Raw genomic sequence first — 18,629 nt, 5'->3', positions numbered from 1 at the left:
TTATGCTGTTATGCTGCTGTCAATAACCTGGTTATTCCAGGAAATATGCTGTATGTTTTTATTACTGTCAAAGTGGAAATCAATTCTGCCTAAAAGCAGACCTGCCCATCCAACCTGGTTTACCAGAACATTTTTACCCTGTCTGTTGGTATACGTCTGAGGTTCCGGAAGGAAAGTATGGGTGTGCCCCCCAAGAATAACATCAATATTTTCCGTTTTAGCGGCCAGAATTTTATCACTTATCTTATTAGGTTCATCTTTATAATCATAGCCGATATGTGAAAGGCAGATCACCAGATCACATTTCTGCTCATTTTTTAGAAAATTTGAATAATGCTGAGCTACCTCTACAGGATCTGAATAGATGGTTTCTCCATATTGCTTTTTCCCGACGAGTCCGTCCAATTGGATTCCTACTCCGAAAATTCCGACTTTAATCCCGTTTTTATTAAAGATTTTGTACTGTGACGTCTTTCCGTCCAGAACTGTATTTTTGAAATCGTAGTTAGAACAGATGAAAGGGAATTGGGCATTCGGCAGCACTTTTAAAAATCCATCCAGACCGTTATCAAAATCATGATTTCCCATGGTAGAAGCATCATACTTCATCATGGACATCAGTTTGAACTCCAGTTCACCTCCAAAGAAATTAAAATAAGGAGTTCCCTGGAAAATATCCCCTGAATCCAGAAGAAGCACATTGTTTTCCTGACTTCTGATCTGCTGAATCAGGCTTGCTCTTCTTGCAAACCCTCCCTGATTGGGATTTTTTGTATAACTGGCATCAAAAGGTTCTATCCTGCTGTGCTGGTCGTTGGTATGAAGAATGGTAAGTTTATTCGCGGATTTAAAAGGGTTGAATTTTAATTCTTCCGCCATCATCATCTGGGGAGCTAAAGCCATTGCTAAAGATCCGCCGCCTATTGCTTTTAAAAATTTTTTTCTATCCATTATTTCTTACCGGTAAAATTTAAACGAACATCTGTATTAGGAACTATTTCAGGATTTTTTTTGAAATATTCAATAAACAGATCTCTTAGCTTGATTCCTGTAGGAATGGCTTCCCCCTTTGAGAAAAACTTCATATTGTCACCTCCCAGAGCCAGATAATCAGAAGTCGCTATATAATATTCCTCAGAAGGGTTTACAGGTTTTCCGTTGATTAAAGTTTTAGTAAGCTGTCCGTTATTGGTTTCAATGTATAAGTGGGAAACAGGATTGTTTACCTGCGTTTTTGCATAATAATCATAAAGCCCCTGAAGATCTGTTCCTTTTAGCTTTACAATAATGACTTCATTTTCGAAAGGCATTACTTCAAATATGCTTTTCAGAAGAATATCTCCTTTTCCGATGGTCGTTCTGATCCCTCCGATATTGATCAGTGCGGCATCTACATTTTTTTTCAGATGTGTTTTCGTCCATGCGTCGGCTCCATCAAATGTATAGTCTGCCAAAAGATTACCCAGATTGCTGTTATCACCTTGTTTGGTAAGGTCTACACTGGTGTGGGAGATCTTTTGGTTCATCTCTTTATCCAGTTTCTGCTTATAAGGTTCAATAACTTTTACAAATGCCTCATCATTCTTTAGCTCATTATTAATAGAAATGTTTTTCTGGGGCTGTACCTGAGCCAGCTGCAGCGTGGAAGCTGTTTTGCAGGCAGTCAGTGAGGCCAGAGCAATTCCTAGTAACAAGAATTTATTTTTCATAATATCTTTTAGTATATGCAAATATAATTATATGTATAATAAAACATTATTATTTATTATAAATTCTTACTGTAAATTATTAAATTTGACAAAAATAATTCGAACAGATGAGCATTTTAAAAGGAGTAGGTGTTGCGCTGGTAACACCCTTTAATGAAGATTTATCCGTTGACTTCGATAGTTTGACAAAACTTGTTGAATATAATATCGACAACGGTACCAATTATTTGGTAGTATTGGGAACGACAGCTGAGGCAGCAACGCTTTCTGATGAAGAAAAGAAACAGGTAATTGAACATATCATTAAGGTAAATAGTAAACGTCTTCCTTTAGTTTTAGGAATTGGCGGAAACAATACTCTGGAGGTCAAGAAGCAGATAGAAGAAACAGATCTTTCTGAATTTGATGCAGTGCTTTCAGTGTCTCCCTATTATAATAAGCCTAATCAGGAAGGGCTTTACCAGCACTATAAAGTGCTGGCATCTACAGGGAAGAAGATTATTATTTATAACGTTCCATCCAGAACAGGGCAGAATATTGAGGCGGATACTACAATCCGTCTTGCAAAAGAATTTCCGAACCTGTTAATGATTAAAGAAGCAGCACCGAATATTCTTCAGTATTTTGACATTCTGAGAAAGAAACCTGAAGGATTCTCTTTGGTTTCCGGAGATGATGAATATACACTTCCGGTAACATTGGCCGGAGGAAACGGGGTGATTTCTGTAATAGGGCAGGCCTATCCAAAAGAGTTTTCAACAATGGTTCAGTTGGCTTTTGACGGAAAAGTGAAAGAAGCCTATGAAATTCACAATAAATTGGTAGAAATTACCAGACTTATTTTTGCAGAAGGAAATCCTTGCGGAATTAAAGTGATTCTGGCAGAGAAAGGTATTGTGAAAAACTATTTGAGACTACCTTTGGTTCCTGCTTCTGAAGGACTTTATGCAAAGATCAAAGCAGAAATGGCTAATATCTAATAGGGTGAATTGTTAGTTTAATTAAACAATTGACCTGTAAGTAAAAATTTACAATTGAAATAAATAACAAGGTGGAAAGTTCAGGCTTTTCACTTTTTTTAATCATAAAAAGTATGAAATTAATAGAAGCAACAGAAAAAGATATTCCGCTGATCCGGAATCTGGCAAGACGATCCTGGGAAAACGCTTATGCAGAGATTCTTTCCAATGAGCAAATGGATTATATGCTTTCAGAAATGTATTCGGAAGCTGAACTTACAAAACATTTTCAGGATACCAATTACTATTACTACCTGATTAAAGATGAAAATACGGATTCTTATGAAGGATTTATTGGATATGAGCATCATTATGATGAAAATACAACAAAGCTTCACCGTATTTATCTGGTGCCGGAAAGTAAAGGCAAAGGTTTTGGTAAAGAAGCACTCCTGTTCCTGAATCAGAAAGTTGCTGAAAACGGGGATCAAAGAATTATTCTGAATGTTAATAAACATAATGAAGCCAGACGTTTCTATGAATCTCAGGGGTATAGTGTTTATGGTGAAGGAGTATTTGATATTGGGAATGGTTTTGTAATGGATGATTATATGATGGAATTCTTAATTCACAAACAAATGACTTAAAATTCTGTAACAATATATGGTAATTCTATAACAAGTGAAATCAATTTTTAATTCATCTTTGCTCCAGAACCAAATCACTTATACAATACATTCATATGCTTGGTTTTGAGCTGTAGCAGCTTTTTATCAGTATATTTTTTTCATCCTTAGTGTTTAATTCCTGTATTCAACAATGCAGGAGTTTTTTGTTTTTATTAATATAAATAAAAATTTTCTACTATTTCACTTTTACTTGAAATAAATTATTATATTTACTTCATAATTTAACACACTATAATAAGGATGAAAATGTATGTAAAATTTGATTTCAACGCACTCTGTAAGAAGGTGTTGGATGAGAAGCTTAAAGAACACGGACTAAAATACCGTCTGCTGAACTTTGGTGAAGTGGAGTTTTACGAACCCATCACACAGGAACAGCATAGTCTTTTTAAGAAAAATCTTGAAGACTATGGTATTGAAATTATCGAAAGCCAAAAAACGGCCTTGGTACAGAAAATAAAAGATGCTATTGTAGAGCTTGTCTTCTCTGAGGATCCAGTTTCTGTAAAAGCTTCAATTTATATTGCTGAAAAACTGAAGCACAGCTATGGATATCTTTCCAATCTGTTTTCGGAGCTGGCTTACACATCAATTGAAAACTTCATTATTCTTCAAAAGATAGAATATGCCAAAGAGCTTATCATCAGTAATAAACAAAGTCTGACGGAAATTGCCCATAAATTGAATTATTCCAGTGTGGCACATCTTAGTACCCAATTCAAAAATACAACAGGAATAACACCTTCTCAGTTTCAAAAGTTCATCTCAAAGAGGAGAAAAGCACAAAGTATGATTGTTCATTCCAAAATGCAATATGAATAAAGAATTTTTGAATGTGATTGTCACAGATCAGGATGAAGGAAACCTGATTTTCTTTAAAAGTATATTTAAAGATCTTAAAATTGAAGTTAAGGTTCAGTGTTTCTATCATAAGTACGATCTGATGGATTATTTGAATAGCGATGATGCTATAATTCCTGAAATTTTGTTCATGAATTATGATATGGCGGATAAAACCTGTTTAAGTTGTATCAAAGAAATAAAAGAAGATTTCAGATTTAGCAATATGGTGAATGCTGTATATTCCGACACCATTTCAGAAATTGAAATTGAAGAACTGTTGGTGAACGGGGCTAATATTTTTATCAGAAAACCTGATACCTATGAAAATCTTAAAAAGGTTCTTACAGAAGTTATTGTAATCAATTGGCAATACCATACATCAGGATTGAATAAAGATAACTTTATTATGAAAATAGGATGAACAGTAGGTTTTCTTGATTGTTTTTTTGTTAAAATTAAATGTATTTACTGCATACTATTCACAGAAAAGTGAAAATTTTATAACTAATAATTAAAATAATATAAGAGTAAATTCAGTCAATATCAGCAATTTTGTAAATGTAAATAAGCCAACACAAATTAGCTATATAAAAAGCAGAGAATGACAGAAGATTGATTATTTCGATCAGATGTACAGAATATAAATAACGATGTTAGTTAACAAAATGGATTATATCAATTTCCAGCTATAAAGCATAGAAGATCTTTAAACAAAACGGTACAATCATGAAAACTTGACCAGGTTGAAGGGTATTAATATTCGTTTCATTCCCACACCTTCAACTTAGACACAGTTAGTTTTTATAATAAGCAAGTTGGAAAAATAATTCATTTTGTTTTTTTATAATTTATTTTAATAGTTAGGGCAATAAGCATTCAAATAATATATAAATATTTTCACACCACATCACAAAATATTAAAGTCCGGCTATTAAAATAAATTTTTTAAAATAACCAAAAGTAATTTCTTCTAAATAACAGTTTTATAAGGGGGCCGCGGAAAGATTCTTTCCGCGGTTTTTTTATGATATCTTACTCCACTTATTCTTTCCTTTATAGTATTTCAGATAGTAGTTTTTGATGATCATATTTTCAGGCCGATTCAGGTGAGGGTCGGCTTCCAGTATTTTATCAACCACATTTTTGGTGGTCTTAATAATGGCAGAATCATTAACAAGGTCCAGTTTTTTGAAATCTACAACACCGCTTTGCTGTGTACCCAGAATATCTCCGGGACCTCTGAGCTGCATATCTACCTCCGAAATTTTAAATCCATCGTTTGTCTCCGTCATGGTTTTAATGCGGGTTCTGCTTTCCTTAGACATTTTATCAGAGGTCATCAGAATACAGTAACTCTGCTCAGCACCTCTTCCTACACGCCCTCGAAGCTGGTGAAGCTGGGAGAGTCCGAATCTTTCAGAGCTTTCTATGACCATTACCGATGCGTTGGGTACATTTACTCCAACCTCAATAACAGTAGTTGCCACCATAATCTCTGCTTTTCCGGAAGCAAAATAATTCATGGCAGCATCTTTCTCATCAGGTTTCATTTTACCGTGAAGCATGGTGACATTATAATCTGAAAATGCATCCATCACATGCTCAAGTCCTTCCATTAGATTTTTATAATCTAAAGTTTCAGATTCTTCAATCAGAGGATACACAAAATAAATCTGTCTTCCTTTTCTAATTTCGTCTCTGCAGAAGTTATACACATAAGTTCTGTCTTTTTCGCGCCTGTGAGCTGTAATGATGGGTTTTCTGCCGACAGGCATTTCGTCAATAACAGACACATCCAGATCAGAATAAAAGCTCATCGCCAGTGTTCTCGGAATTGGGGTAGCGGTCATTACCAGAATGTGTGGAGGAATTCTGTTTTTTGCCCATAATTTAGCGCGCTGTGCAACCCCAAATCTGTGCTGTTCATCAATAATGGCAAGCCCGAGGTTTTTAAATTTTACTTTATCTTCCAGCACCGCATGAGTTCCTACTAAAATAGAAAGTGAGCCGTCTTCGAGTTCGTGATGAATGATTTTACGTTCTGATGTTTTGGTAGAGCCCGTCAGAAGGCGGACATTAATGCCGGTTTCCTGTAAAAGATCTTTGATTCCGTTGTAATGCTGCTGGGCCAGAATTTCAGTGGGAGCCATCAGACAGCTTTGGAAACTGTTGTCCATTGCAATCAGCATGGTTAATAGAGCTACCATTGTTTTTCCGGAACCTACATCGCCTTGCAGAAGCCTGTTCATCTGAATAGGTCTCTTCATGTCCATACGTATCTCTTTCAAAACCCTTTTTTGAGCATTGGTGAGATCAAAAGGAATATGATGATTGTAGAAAGTATTAAAATGGTCTCCTATGATAGGGAAGGGATTACCAACAGCCTGGGTTTTATGATGAAGTTTTTTCAGGCCGTATCCCAACTGAAAAAAGAAGGATTCTTCAAACTTCAGCCTGTGGTCTGCTTTTTCAAAATGCTCCATATCTTTCGGGAAATGGATGTTTAAAAAAGTATGTTGTCTGGATAAAAATTTAAAAGCTTTTATCAGGTATTCGGGGAAATTTTCCTCAATCAGATTAGGGATTTCTCTGCAGATATTTCTTAGTACAACCTGAAAAAATCTTTGATTCAGCCCTCTTTTGGTTAATTTTTCTGAACTTGGATAAATGGGTTTCAATCGGCTGTCCCCTTCTTTCTTCTCTTCTGCATCAATTTCCGGGTGCGGCATAGAAAACTGCCGGTTGAATACATTGATCTTTCCGAAAATATAAACTTCCCTGTTGATTGGAATCTGCTCTTTGAGCCATTTTGAATATTGAAACCATACCAGATCCATGGTTCCGGTATCATCATTGAATTTCGCAGAAAGTCTTTTTGTTTTCCCCGTCTGAATCTCCTGAACCTGAGTAATTTTTCCTTTAAGCTGGATTTCCTGACTAGTTTCCTCGAGCTGGGAAATTTTGTGAACTTTACTCTTGTCAAGATAGCGGATAGGATAGAAGTTCAGAAGATCGTCCACCGTAGAAATACCCAACACATTTTTGATGAGTTTGGCTCTTTCAGGACCTATCCCTTTTACGTATTCTATGGAAGTATCTAAAGTCATCAATTAGGTTCGAATGGAAAAACAAAGGTTCGAATTTCGGGAAAATAAAAAAGACTTCCAAAAAAAATTGGAAGTCTGAATTTAGTATAAGAAAATCCGAAGCCAGATTACTGTTTAATCTTTGATCTTAGATTTGAATTTTTTCTGGTAATCTTCCCATTGCTCTCTGGTACGGATCTTTTTAAAAAGATCTTTGGAGATCAGCTCCAGATAAGGTTCCAGTTCTTTAGCAGACAATTCGCCCTGAAGTATGGTAATAGGGCCGCCGTTTTCATCCAGAAAAACCGTGCTTGGAACAGCGCCTACATTCATATACTGGGTAAACTCATGCAGAGAATTCCGTCCTTTTTTATGTTCTGTATTTTCATTGGCAAATGTTCTGCCGAAAATTTCAAATGTCTTTTTCTCTTCAGCATTGAATTTTACAGGATAAAAATTATCATTCAGGATCTGAGCGATTATTGCATGACCATAGGTTTTTTTATCCATAATCTTACACGGTCCGCACCAGTCTGCATAAAAGTCAATAAGAATTTTTTTTGGACTTTCTTTTTGAGCCTTTATCGCTTCTTCAATAGTCATCCATTTTACCTGAGCAAAGCTGAAACTCAATAAAAATAATAGGGTTATGCTTAAAAATTTCTTCATATTTTGATATTTACGTAAAAATAAGCATAAAGTGCCTACTTTTTATTTAACATCTTGCATTAATTTCTTCACAAGCGAAGATAACAAAATTAATACCACACCGGCAGATAACGCATAGATTCCTAAAGTTTTATATCCGTCTGTGTAAGCTAACAGCTTACTCATATTAGTATTTCCTGTATTTGCTTCAGATAAGCTGGCTCCGATCTTTCCTGCTGCAAACTGCCCGAATGCACTGGCCAGGAACCATAATCCCATCATCATTCCGAACATTTTTTTGGGAGATAATTTGGTAATAATCGACATTCCGATCGGTCCAAGGCACAATTCTCCGAAAGTAATGACCAGCCATGTGAAAGTGAACAGGTTCAGTGAAGATTTACCATCTGGTCCGGCAAAGAATCGTAAACTGTAAAATAAAAAGAATCCTGCCGCTAAGAATAAAAATCCGATTCCAAATTTATTAATGGTATTAGGTTCCAGTTTTTTCTTATTCAGGCCTACCCATGCCAGACCGATTAACGGGCTGAAAATAATAATAAAAAATGAGTTGGCACTGTTATTAATAACATTAGGATCCATCCCAAATCCAAGTAAGTTGTGAACCAGGTTATCTTTTGCAAACAGAGATAAAGATCCTCCGCTCTGCTCATAGATGGAATTAAATAAGAAATACATGAAAATGAAAACAAATGCAGCGATCAGCTTTTTTTGGTAAGTTGAAGTCTGCTTCAGGGTTTCCATAATGAAATAGCCCACTGCGACAATCCCTATCAGATACATGAAGTAATCGGTGTAATCTGTATTTTTTACCATGATGAAGATCAAAGGCATGCTTAATAAAGCGCCTATATATACCAATACTTCACGCAACGATCTTTTAGACTGAGGCAGCATCTGTATCGGTGAGTCTCCGATGGGACCTAAAGATTTTTTAGTAATAAAAAAAGTAATCAGCCCTAAAAGCATTACTACAGCAGCGGCAAGAAAACACCATGACCATGAATGGTATTTACCTAAATACACACACAGAGCTCCCCCTAAAAGTCCTCCGATATTAATACCTGCGTAAAAAAGACCATATCCTGCATCTCTTCTCGGATCATCTTCTTTATAAAGTTCTCCTACCATTGATGAAATATTAGGCTTAAAAAATCCCGTGCCTATGATAGAACATGTAATCCCAAAATAGAAAAAATCATGAGGGGATAAAGCAATAATCAAATTACCGATCATCATAATAAGTCCGCCAAATATCAGTGATTTTTTGAATCCCAGAATTTTATCAGCAAAAATACCGCCTATGAAAGTAAAGGCATAAATGAAAGCCTGTATTGCACCGTATTGAAGGTTAGCTTTGTCTTCCAACAGCCCAAGCTGGTCTACCATAAAAATAGTAAGGACTCCCCGCATTCCGTAAAAACAGAAACGTTCCCACATTTCCACAGTAAAAAGTGTCCAAAGCTGTTTAGGATACTTTCCTTTAAAATTCTGTATTTCTTCTAGAGTTAAGCTCATAATTGTATATGATTAAGTTTTTAATTAGGGTTTCTATTGTTATTCTGATCCAGTTCAAAACGAATTCTGTCCTGATCAATAATTTGTTTTAATTCTTCTTCTTTAGGGAGATAGAGTAAATATTTGCTGGCGAAAAGATTTGATATAATAATTTATTTTATCAGAATCGTTAAGTCTTATTAACAGTCTATAATGAGTCCAGCTCAATTCATGACGCAATGCGTCACAAATTGGAAATGTCTGATAAAAGGAACGCATATTCCTTAGGTTGCTCTCATCAAACCCTTTTCCAAATTCCAGGGTAAGTTTTTGGGAAAGATTCTTCAGGATGTATTTTCCATATTCTGCACGCTCTTTTCCTTGTTGTTCATCTTCTACAATCAGTTTTCCGATTTGCCAGTAAGTAAGAAGCAGGGTAGAATTCGCTATTCGAAAAACTTTTTCGTGCGACTGTCTGATGAGTTCCTTTACGGACAGAAATAAAGAATCTTCGGAAATTTCCATCATACGAAAATAAAAAAAACCTCTGACTTAACAGAGGTTTTTATATAATTGATTGAATTTATTATTTGATACCGTGCATTTTCTTTTCAAGCCATCTGCTGATCACGAAAAGAATGAGTGCAGCTATACCACACATGATCACAAACACGATGAAGAAATCGAATAGGTTGGCAATTTCAAATCCTAAGAAAGAAGTTGTTTTTGCAGGGCCTCCGTTTTCTCCGCCGCCAGGAATTAATGCAGATAATGTTCCTGCAAACTTATTGGCTGCAGCATTCGCAAGAAACCATGTTCCCATAAGCAAAGAAGAGAAACGTACAGGAGATAATTTAGATACCATAGAAAGTCCGATAGGTGAAAGACAAAGTTCTCCCATAGTGTGGATCACATACAGACCAATAAGCCAGAACATGGAAACTTTATCCATCATTCCCAAACCATAAACGGCAAAAGCGATTACAGCATAACCCACCGAAATAAGGGCTAAACCATAGGCCATCTTTTTAGGAGAAGACGGTTCTTTACCACGATTTCCCAATCTTAGCCAGAATGAAGAGAAAAGTGGGGCTAAAAGTAAAATAGCCAAAGCATTTACAGACTGGAAGTAACTTGCAGGCATTTCCCATCCGAAAAGATTACGGTCCGTCTGTCTGTCTGCAAATATCGTTAATGAAGCACCTGCCTGTTCGAAAGCACCCCAGAAGAAAATAACAAAGAATGCAAGAATAAAGATCACTACAATACGGTCTCTTTCATCTTTGGTAAGACTTTTATCTGTAAGAACGATTAGTGGCATAAGGATCATAGCTCCATAAATAAGATATCCGATAACATCCAGATCACTGTTGAACATTGTTTTGAAATTCATCAGGAAGAAAATCAAACCAATAGAACCTAAAACGATAAGCAACTGAACAAATCCGAATTTATCTCTTGGCATTCCGATAGGTTTATTGTTAGCATCTACCAGTACCTTGTTCTTTTGAGTGATGAAGGTAACCAAACCTATAAGCATTCCGATACCGGCTGCTAAGAATCCCCACTTAAAATCTACTTTTTCTGCTAAAGTACCACACACAAGAGGTGACATAAATGCACCCAGGTTAATACCCATATAAAAAATGGTAAATGCTGAATCTACTCTACGGTCTCCCTGAGGATAAAGTTGCCCAACCATAGTGGAAATATTCGGTTTGAAGAATCCATTTCCGATGATCAGCATTGTAAGACCCAGCCACATCAGGGTAAGAGCGCTGCCTCCTGTTGTGGAAGCACTGAAGAATAAGATGAATTGTCCAATAGCCATCAGTAATCCTCCAATTTCAATACTTCTTCTGTTACCTAAAAACCGGTCAGCCAAATATCCACCCAAAAGTGGCGTAAGATAGACCAATCCTGTATAACTTCCATAAATTTCTGATGCATTGGCATCATCCATAAGGAGTATTTTTGTCATGTAAAGTACAAAAATAGCACGCATTCCATAGTAAGAAAAACGTTCCCACATTTCTGTTAAAAACAGAAGATAGAGACCTTTAGGATGTCCTTTCTGCTGAGCTGTATCCATATTTCTTGTTAAATTTTTGTTAAGACTGACAAATATAGTTTATTTTGAGTTTTTGGCAAGGTTTTAATTTTATATTTAAATAAAAAAGCTGCGGAATAGTCCCGCAGCTTTATATTCTTTATTCAAATTAAGGTTTAATGTCCTTTTTCTTTCATGATCTTGTTTAGTCTTTTTAACATAGAGAGTCCTAAAAGAGTCGCAAATATTAACAAAGCAAAGTTCACAAGGAAATAATTCATTTTGTTGTCATAATTGTACCAGGTACTGGCTAGGATTCCTGAAAGCTTGTTTCCTACCGAGTTGGCAAGGAAGAAACCTCCCATCATCAAAGCGGTGATTCTGGCAGGCGAAAGTTTGGAAACAAAGGAAAGCCCCATTGGGGAAAGGCATAACTCCCCGATGGTTATGACTCCATATCCGGCTACCAGCCATAATGGAGAAACCTTCACAGCTCCGTTGTCTCCGGCCATTACTGCAAGAACCATCACCAGACATGATAAAGCGGAAATAAATAACCCCAATACAATCTTAGTAGGTGTTAAAGGCTCTTTTCCTTTTCTTCTCAATAACGCCCAGAATCCTACCACAACAGGAGTCAGTGCAATTACCCAAAACGGATTGATCGACTGGAATAATTCTGTATTATAAAGGTATACTTTACTTTCTGGATTTTTTTCCAAAGCGGCACGCTGCTCAGCAGAAATATTTCTAAAATAAATATCTTTTCCGGTTTCTTTGATGCTGTTGCCATCTTTATCTTTCTGAGACTGAAACTGGTTGTCATACACAGGTACTTCTTTATCAGCATAGCTCTTTCCGTCTACCATATAAATTCCTTCAAGAGGTTTTTCCAGAGAAGCCGGAACACTTCTGTCTGTATAATAATTGGCCCATCTTGTAAGAGCGGTTCCGTTCTGTTTGAAAACGGCCCAGAAGAACATACTGATCAGGAATACCGAAAGCAGTGCTCCAATGGAAGGCTTTTCTTCAGGTTTAGCTTTAAAGTAAAGGGATGCATAAAAATAAATAACAGGGATACATGCGAAAATAAATGCATCTGTACTGTCGCTTCCGAAAATATTACCGGGAATAAACCATCCTATAACTCCGGCAGCAATAGCAGGTACAAAAACCTTGATCAGAATTTCAGAAAGCTTGGTATCGCCTTCCTGTACAGGTTTCATTTGTGCTGCGTGGATGTAATGCTTTCTTCCGATACTGAAGATCACAAGACCTATAAGCATCCCAACTCCTGCTGTGATGAAGGCTTCACCCCAACCGAACTTATTACGCATAAATGCCGCAATAATATTACAGATAAATGCCCCGATATTGATTCCCATATAGAAAATATTATATCCGGAATCTTTATTCGCTTTATAAGGTTCTTCAGAATACAGATTTCCTAAAAGGGTAGAAATAGTAGGTTTAAAAAAACCATTTCCAATGATGATCAGTGCTAAAGAGCCATAGAACAGAGGAAGTTCTTTGAAAACTCCCATTCCGATATATCCTGCGGCCATCAGAATTCCGCCCAGGTAAATAGATTTGATGTAGCCTAAAACCCTGTCAGCCAGAAAACCTCCAAGAAAAGGAGTCAGGTAGGTCAATGCGATATAGGTTCCGAAAATGTCATCAGCTGTTTTGTCCGGCAGTCCAAGTCCGCCTTTCATACCGGCAGGCTCAATCACATAAAGAACAAAGATTCCGAGAATCAGATAGTACCCGAAACGCTCCCACATTTCTGTGAAAAAGAGGTAAGGCAGGCCTTTAGGATGTTTAGTCTTCATATATTCAAATTTCAAATTCCTCCAAAAATAAGTTTTTAATTTTAATTGATAAAATAAATAATTTACCCTGAAAACGATTAATAAAACAAATAGTAAAAATCCCTTTCAAAAAAATGAAAGGGATATCTGGGTTGTTTTAGTTTTCTGATAGGGAAAGAGAAGCTAAAAGAATCATCTCAATGTATTTTCTGTTTTTTATTTTACAGATTATTCAAAATAAAATCCGTCATTTTCTGATACAGCTGCGGTCTTGTCTGTCCTCCGTAGATTCCGTGATTTTTGTCCGGATAAGCCATGAATTCAAACTGTTTTTTATTCTGGATCAATGCTTCCGATAATTCCATGGAATTCTGGAAATGTACGTTATCATCGGCTGTTCCGTGGATCAGAAGGAATTTGCCTTTCAGCAATTTGGCATATTCTGTAGGAGAATTTTTATCATATCCGTCCGGATTTTCCTGAGGTGTTCTCATAAATCGTTCCGTGTATACAGAGTCATAATATCTCCAGTTGGTAACCGGGGCTACAGCAATTCCTGCTTTGAAAACATCGGCTCCTTTGGTCATTGCCAGACTGGTCATATAGCCTCCGAAACTCCATCCGAACATTCCGATTCTCGTTTTATCAATGTAAGACTGATTTCCAAACCATTTGGCAGCTGTGATCTGGTCTTCAATTTCATATTTCCCCAAATTCATATAAGTCACCTTTTTGAACTTAGCGCCTTTATATCCGGTTCCGCGCCCGTCTACACAAGCTACGATATACCCTTTTTGCACAAGATGGTTGAACCATAATGTATTTCCGTTATCCCATGAATTGGCCACTTGTTGTGATCCCGGTCCGGAATATTGGAACATAAACAGCGGATATTTTTTATTTGGATCGAAATTCTTAGGTTTTATAATCCATGCATTCATCTGGTCTCCTGCAGCATTAGGAATGGTGATGAATTCTTTTTCAGCAAAATTGTCTGCTTTTAACTTCTGAAGCTGATCATTGTTGTTCTGAAGTTCTTTTAGCGCTTTACCATTGCCGTCTTTCAGAACAAAGGTGTGAGGTCTTCCGGCTGTAGAAGAAGCTTCAATGAAATAATTATAGTTTTTGCTGAAACGTGCTGAATTATTTCCTTCAGCATTGGAAATCAGCTGTGATTTTCCGTTTTCAATATTTACTTTGGAAACCACCTTGTTAATACTACCTTTTTCCGTAGTCTGAACATAAATTTCTTTGGATTTCGGGTTGAAACCATAATAATCGGTTACTTCCCAGTTTCCTTTTGTGATCTGCTTTTTAAGTTTTCCGTCTTTGTCATACCAGTATAAATGGCGGTTACCGTCTCTTTCAGAAGACCAAAGGAAAGAATCATCTTCAAGGAATTCCAAAGTCGGACTGTCTGTATCGATCCATTTTTCATCCGTTTCAGTGAATAATTTCTGAACTGCTCCGGTTTTGGTATTTACTTTTAAAATGTCAGACGCATTCTGAATTCTTTCAGAAGTGATCAGAACAATTTCATCAGGTTTTGCAGTCTGGAAAACATTGGGAATGTAATAATTCTTGAACGAACTTAAATTAAGCGGTATGATATTTCCGGTATCAAGACGATAAAGCTGTGCCGAAACAATAGAATTTTTTTCTCCGGCTTTAGGGTATTTATAACGCATTTCATCCGGATATAGTTTTTTGCCGTAGATTGGAATATAGATTTCCGGAACCTGGCTTTCATCTGATTTTACAAATACAATGGCATCAGAATTTTTCGTCCACTCATATTGCCTTGCATGTCCGAATTCCTCTTCATATACCCAGTCAGCAAGACCATTGATGATTGAGTTCTTTTTACCATCATTAGTAATCTGGGTGATTTTTCCTGAATTAAGATCCTGATAGAATAAATTATTATCAGCAATGAAGGCTATTTTCGAAGCATCAGGAGAAAATCTCGGTTCCTGAACGGGTTTTCCTTCATTCAGACTGATCACTTTTCCGGATTTCAGATCCTTTACATCAAATTTCCCTAAGAATGAATGTCTGTATATAGGCTGACTTCCTAATTGTAAAAGGATTTTTGATTCATCATCAGAAAACTCATAGCTTTCAAAGCTTCCGTCCACCAGATTTCCTTCTTTCTGTGAGGTTTTATAAGAATATTTTGCAATTCCTCCGGATTCAATCACCAGGTAATTCTCACCATTTTTCATGGATGTAATTCCGGCAATACCTTTACCACGGTAATATCCTGAGTATATTTTATCTAAAGTAATTTCCTGCGCCGATACATTCTGGAATACAGCAGCAATTGTAAGTGTGAGTAAGAATTTTTTCATTTCTAATTTTAATGATTCCAAATTTAATAATTCTTACGTATATAACCATATAAAACAAAAAACCGGGATAAGTTCCCGGTTTTATCAGCTATCCTTCAATAATAGGGCCTTCTATCACCGGTGGGTAATAATCTCTGGGAGCACAAATAGGGTAGAGCAGGTTGCATGGTGTTTCCAGATCACCTCCGATAAAACCGAGTCTGTACTGGCAGGTTTCCGGATCCAGACATCTTCTCATTCCGGGTAAGCCTCCTCCTTGTATTTCTTTTAACTGGTCTCTCGTGATTTTTCTTGAATTTTTCATAATGCTATTTTGTTTTTTTGATTGAAATTCTAAGGTAATTAAAAATATCATTAGTTGGTGAATTTTATTGAGAAAATAGTTTTGGCAGAAAAATTGAATGTATAATAATATCAATCAATTTAAAATAATAATTATGGAAACAAATGCATACAACCAGAAACTGAATCGGTATGTTTTGAACGACCAGATTGTGTATACTGGTTTTTCAAGTTTTAAAGATGCTGAAGAATGTGCCCATAAAAAAGGCGGTACTTTAGTTGAAGTAAGTTTTAAAGATGGAAATGATAATCCTCAGATTACCAGTGAAGCGGGACTGATTGAAAAACAGCTTCATTACTATGTGTATGCAGGTGATGAATATAAATTTATCCATTCTTCAGATCCCGGATTCAGAAAATATGCCGATGAGCTGCAGAAAATAAAGGCAAGAAATGATAAAACAAGTCCCGATGAAAGGTACTTTGCCAGTTTTGAAATTGAAAATTCAGAAGACCCGATTATTGTTCTTAAAAATGATCATTTTGAATCGGTAACTTCAAGAGAACGCTGTAAATATCTTAAACACGCTAAAGTTTACGAATTAGGGGTATCCCTGCCAAAATCTTAAAAAAATCTTATCATGAGCAAGACAAAATATTCAGAAAAAGCTCAGGACAAAATAGGAGAGGTAATGCACGAATACAAGGAAGGAAAGCTAAAATCTTCTTCCGGAAAAAAGGTCACCAGTAGAAAGCAGGCTATAGCTATTGGTATCTCTGAGGCCAAAGAAAAAGGGCTAAAAGTGCCTAAGAAGAAAGATTAATTTCAATAAAAAACCGTGTGAACATCTCGCACGGTTTTTTATTGAGCTAATTATCTGCTGTCTTGCTGTTAGCTGTTTTGTTCATTATAAAGAAATCTGTAATATTCATCTGCCATCCTGTCGCTGTTGAATTGATCTTTTACATCATTCATCGCATTATACTGGATTTTCCTCCACTGCTCCGGATGATCGTAATAGGTTGGAAGAATTTCATTTTCAAGAATTTCATAGAGTTTGTTCAGATCATAGTTGTCCTGTTCGTAAATACTCATATTCAGATAATCTGCTTTAGGCACAACGAAAGAATTTTCACCTGATTGAGCAAATTCCGGAATCCATCCATCATCAGTTGATAGATTGACAGATCCGTTCATAGCAGCGGTCATTCCGGATGTTCCTGAAGCTTCTCTTGGAACTCTTGGATTATTCAGCCATAGATCAGATCCCTGCTTCAGAGATTTACTCAAAGAAAGCTCATATCCGGTAAGAACAGCCATATTTTTATGGTTTTTACTTTCTTCCACCAGTGAATTGAACGTGGAAATGGCTGTATAGTCCATTGGATAAGGTTTTCCTGCCCAGATGATCTGTACCGGATATTTGGGGTTGTTCAGAAGTCTGTAGAATCGGTCTTTATCATGAAGAAGAAGATCTGCCCTTTTGTAGCCTGCAAATCTTCTCGCCCATACAATAGTGAAAACATTCGGATTGAACAGGTTTCCGGTCTGGTCTGCTACTATTTTGAAAAGTCTGCTTTTTAAATGCTTTTTGCGGTAATCGAAAACGGTTTCGTCATTTTCATCCTTGGCATTGTAAAGTGGCTTGTCTGCCCAGTATTTGAACTCCTGTGCATTGGTAATAGATTTGATCTCGCAGATGCCCGGATATTTGCTCCACATAGCTCTGGAAACTACACCATGCAATTGAGAAACTCCATTAGCAATTCTTGCCATTTTCAGGGCGCACAATGAATGGTTGAAGCGGTCGTCATCACCTCCTTCAATGTTTTTTATATCCTCCATGCTGAATCCGGAGAAATAAGACATGTCATAACATAATTTAAGATTATGCTTTTCGTTTCCTGCCTCTTCCGGGGTATGGGTAGTGAATACCAGCTTTTCTTTTACTTTGTTCAGATCTCCATTGTATTTTTTCAGAAGGTAGAATGCTGCGGGAAGTCCATGTGCTTCATTAAGATGGTAAACATCTCTTTGAATATTCATCTCATCCAAAAGTTTAGCTCCTCCTTTTCCTAATAAAATATACTGAGCAAGTTTGGTAGATTCGTTGGCATCATACAATTTATGACAGATGGTTTTAGAAACATGATCATTTTCAGGAACATCTGTTGAAAGGAAAAACATAGGTGCCGTATTGAATATTTCAGGATCCAGATACCATACCTTTACCCAAACCGGTGCACTGTGAATTTCGATCTGGAACTTTATTCCGGTATCTTCCAGGAAGCTGTACATTTTTCTGGTCCATACCGGCTGAAGGGTCTGGTCATGGTTTCTTGCCTGATCATAATAACCGAATTTCCATAGAATTCCGATTCCGATAAGGTCCTGCTTAAGATTGTATGCACTTCTCATATGAGAACCTGCCAGGAATCCCAGCCCTCCCGAATATATTTTTAAAACCTGGTCAATGGCAAATTCCATCGAAAAATAGGCGGTTTTTTTAGAATATTGTGGATTGATGCTGTAAGGTATTTTAAAATTTCTAAAATCCATAAATTACGGTTTTGTATTAGAAGGGGCAAAGGTATTAATTATGAAAATAAACTTTATATTAATTATTTGATAAATTAATTTAAAAGTATCCGATGAATAGTTTTTTTACTTACCTTTAATGTA

General features: G+C 36.5%; 17 protein-coding genes. 6 read left to right on the top strand and 11 right to left on the bottom strand.

The features are described from left to right. Both J2Y40_RS09315 and J2Y40_RS09310 read right to left on the bottom strand, forming a co-directional pair. Positions 1–951, bottom strand: coding sequence for a metallophosphatase (locus J2Y40_RS09315; RefSeq protein WP_309998528.1), 951 nt, complete (start codon positions 949–951; stop codon positions 1–3). After that, positions 951–1,709, bottom strand: coding sequence for a 5'-nucleotidase C-terminal domain-containing protein (locus J2Y40_RS09310; RefSeq protein ID WP_153398304.1), 759 nt, complete (start codon positions 1,707–1,709; stop codon positions 951–953). Before J2Y40_RS09310 ends, J2Y40_RS09315 begins: the two co-directional genes overlap by 1 nt. Positions 1,710–1,816: 107 nt before the next feature. Here J2Y40_RS09310 and dapA point away from each other — a divergent pair, with 107 nt between their 5' ends. The 4 genes from dapA to J2Y40_RS09290 all read left to right on the top strand — a co-directional run bounded on the left by dapA (position 1,817) and on the right by J2Y40_RS09290 (position 4,621). Then, positions 1,817–2,689: a 4-hydroxy-tetrahydrodipicolinate synthase gene (gene dapA / locus J2Y40_RS09305; protein WP_153398306.1), complete on the top strand. Its 873-nt coding sequence runs from the start codon at positions 1,817–1,819 to the stop codon at positions 2,687–2,689. 113 nt (positions 2,690–2,802) lie between these two features. Then, complete coding sequence (locus tag J2Y40_RS09300; RefSeq protein ID WP_153398308.1) at positions 2,803–3,315, top strand: GNAT family N-acetyltransferase; 513 nt, start codon at positions 2,803–2,805, stop codon at positions 3,313–3,315. 282 nt (positions 3,316–3,597) lie between these two features. After that, a complete protein-coding gene (locus J2Y40_RS09295; RefSeq protein WP_153398310.1) occupies positions 3,598–4,179 on the top strand; it encodes an AraC family transcriptional regulator in 582 nt (193 codons plus the stop codon). Beyond that, positions 4,172–4,621: a response regulator gene (locus J2Y40_RS09290; protein ID WP_153398312.1), complete on the top strand. Its 450-nt coding sequence runs from the start codon at positions 4,172–4,174 to the stop codon at positions 4,619–4,621. Before J2Y40_RS09295 ends, J2Y40_RS09290 begins: the two co-directional genes overlap by 8 nt. A gap of 601 nt (positions 4,622–5,222) precedes the next feature. Here the strand turns inward: J2Y40_RS09290 and recG are convergent. The 8 genes from recG to J2Y40_RS09250 form a co-directional block, all read right to left on the bottom strand. Next, positions 5,223–7,307: an ATP-dependent DNA helicase RecG gene (gene recG / locus J2Y40_RS09285; protein ID WP_309998522.1), complete on the bottom strand. Its 2,085-nt coding sequence runs from the start codon at positions 7,305–7,307 to the stop codon at positions 5,223–5,225. A gap of 114 nt (positions 7,308–7,421) precedes the next feature. Next, a complete protein-coding gene (locus J2Y40_RS09280; protein WP_153398316.1) occupies positions 7,422–7,955 on the bottom strand; it encodes a thioredoxin family protein in 534 nt (177 codons plus the stop codon). Positions 7,956–7,997: 42 nt separating this feature from the next. After that, entirely contained in the window at positions 7,998–9,473 is a 1,476-nt protein-coding gene (locus tag J2Y40_RS09275) for a peptide MFS transporter (RefSeq protein WP_153398318.1), read from the bottom strand. Positions 9,474–9,575: 102 nt separating this feature from the next. Then, on the bottom strand, positions 9,576–9,980 hold the full coding sequence (locus J2Y40_RS09270) for a DUF1016 N-terminal domain-containing protein (protein WP_231128735.1): 405 nt from the start codon (positions 9,978–9,980) through the stop codon (positions 9,576–9,578). 58 nt (positions 9,981–10,038) lie between these two features. After that, complete coding sequence (locus J2Y40_RS09265; protein WP_153398321.1) at positions 10,039–11,544, bottom strand: peptide MFS transporter; 1,506 nt, start codon at positions 11,542–11,544, stop codon at positions 10,039–10,041. A gap of 134 nt (positions 11,545–11,678) precedes the next feature. Next, the gene (locus J2Y40_RS09260; protein WP_309998517.1) at positions 11,679–13,334 is read right to left on the bottom strand and encodes a peptide MFS transporter; all 1,656 of its coding nucleotides are present in this window, start codon (positions 13,332–13,334) and stop codon (positions 11,679–11,681) included. A 200-nt stretch (positions 13,335–13,534) separates the two neighbouring features. Next, complete coding sequence (locus J2Y40_RS09255) at positions 13,535–15,664, bottom strand: S9 family peptidase (RefSeq protein ID WP_153398325.1); 2,130 nt, start codon at positions 15,662–15,664, stop codon at positions 13,535–13,537. Positions 15,665–15,752: 88 nt separating this feature from the next. Beyond that, a complete protein-coding gene (locus tag J2Y40_RS09250) occupies positions 15,753–15,968 on the bottom strand; it encodes a bacteriocin-like protein (RefSeq protein ID WP_309998515.1) in 216 nt (71 codons plus the stop codon). A 133-nt stretch (positions 15,969–16,101) separates the two neighbouring features. On the opposite strand from J2Y40_RS09250, the gene J2Y40_RS09245 reads away from it, so the two are divergent. Both J2Y40_RS09245 and J2Y40_RS09240 read left to right on the top strand, forming a co-directional pair. Beyond that, on the top strand, positions 16,102–16,575 hold the full coding sequence (locus tag J2Y40_RS09245) for a hypothetical protein (protein ID WP_153398329.1): 474 nt from the start codon (positions 16,102–16,104) through the stop codon (positions 16,573–16,575). A 12-nt stretch (positions 16,576–16,587) separates the two neighbouring features. Further along, positions 16,588–16,770, top strand: coding sequence for a DUF6496 domain-containing protein (locus J2Y40_RS09240; RefSeq protein ID WP_309998512.1), 183 nt, complete (start codon positions 16,588–16,590; stop codon positions 16,768–16,770). 68 nt (positions 16,771–16,838) lie between these two features. Here the strand turns inward: J2Y40_RS09240 and glgP are convergent, their stop codons facing one another. Continuing rightward, the gene (glgP, locus tag J2Y40_RS09235; protein WP_153398334.1) at positions 16,839–18,506 is read right to left on the bottom strand and encodes an alpha-glucan family phosphorylase; all 1,668 of its coding nucleotides are present in this window, start codon (positions 18,504–18,506) and stop codon (positions 16,839–16,841) included. Between the last annotated feature and the right edge of the window lie 123 nt (positions 18,507–18,629).

This window comes from Chryseobacterium sp. 2987, assembly GCF_031456375.1.
Classification (GTDB): domain Bacteria; phylum Bacteroidota; class Bacteroidia; order Flavobacteriales; family Weeksellaceae; genus Chryseobacterium; species Chryseobacterium vaccae.
This window is presented reverse-complemented; position numbering and strand designations above follow the sequence as displayed.

Excerpts from the sequence above, each read along its gene's own strand:
- J2Y40_RS09310 (WP_153398304.1), bottom strand. The coding sequence starts at position 1,709 with ATGAAAAATAAATTCTTGTTACTAGGAATTGCTCTGGCCTCACTGACT.
- J2Y40_RS09280 (WP_153398316.1), bottom strand. The coding sequence starts at position 7,955 with ATGAAGAAATTTTTAAGCATAACCCTATTATTTTTATTGAGTTTCAGC.
- J2Y40_RS09315 (WP_309998528.1), bottom strand. The coding sequence starts at position 951 with ATGGATAGAAAAAAATTTTTAAAAGCAATAGGCGGCGGATCTTTAGCA.
- dapA (WP_153398306.1), top strand. The coding sequence starts at position 1,817 with ATGAGCATTTTAAAAGGAGTAGGTGTTGCGCTGGTAACACCCTTTAAT.
- J2Y40_RS09255 (WP_153398325.1), bottom strand. The coding sequence starts at position 15,664 with ATGAAAAAATTCTTACTCACACTTACAATTGCTGCTGTATTCCAGAAT.
- J2Y40_RS09240 (WP_309998512.1), top strand. The coding sequence starts at position 16,588 with ATGAGCAAGACAAAATATTCAGAAAAAGCTCAGGACAAAATAGGAGAG.
- recG (WP_309998522.1), bottom strand. The coding sequence starts at position 7,307 with ATGACTTTAGATACTTCCATAGAATACGTAAAAGGGATAGGTCCTGAA.
- J2Y40_RS09260 (WP_309998517.1), bottom strand. The coding sequence starts at position 13,334 with ATGAAGACTAAACATCCTAAAGGCCTGCCTTACCTCTTTTTCACAGAA.
- J2Y40_RS09275 (WP_153398318.1), bottom strand. The coding sequence starts at position 9,473 with ATGAGCTTAACTCTAGAAGAAATACAGAATTTTAAAGGAAAGTATCCT.
- J2Y40_RS09250 (WP_309998515.1), bottom strand. The coding sequence starts at position 15,968 with ATGAAAAATTCAAGAAAAATCACGAGAGACCAGTTAAAAGAAATACAA.
- J2Y40_RS09245 (WP_153398329.1), top strand. The coding sequence starts at position 16,102 with ATGGAAACAAATGCATACAACCAGAAACTGAATCGGTATGTTTTGAAC.
- J2Y40_RS09290 (WP_153398312.1), top strand. The coding sequence starts at position 4,172 with ATGAATAAAGAATTTTTGAATGTGATTGTCACAGATCAGGATGAAGGA.
- glgP (WP_153398334.1), bottom strand. The coding sequence starts at position 18,506 with ATGGATTTTAGAAATTTTAAAATACCTTACAGCATCAATCCACAATAT.
- J2Y40_RS09265 (WP_153398321.1), bottom strand. The coding sequence starts at position 11,544 with ATGGATACAGCTCAGCAGAAAGGACATCCTAAAGGTCTCTATCTTCTG.
- J2Y40_RS09295 (WP_153398310.1), top strand. The coding sequence starts at position 3,598 with ATGAAAATGTATGTAAAATTTGATTTCAACGCACTCTGTAAGAAGGTG.
- J2Y40_RS09270 (WP_231128735.1), bottom strand. The coding sequence starts at position 9,980 with ATGATGGAAATTTCCGAAGATTCTTTATTTCTGTCCGTAAAGGAACTC.
- J2Y40_RS09300 (WP_153398308.1), top strand. The coding sequence starts at position 2,803 with ATGAAATTAATAGAAGCAACAGAAAAAGATATTCCGCTGATCCGGAAT.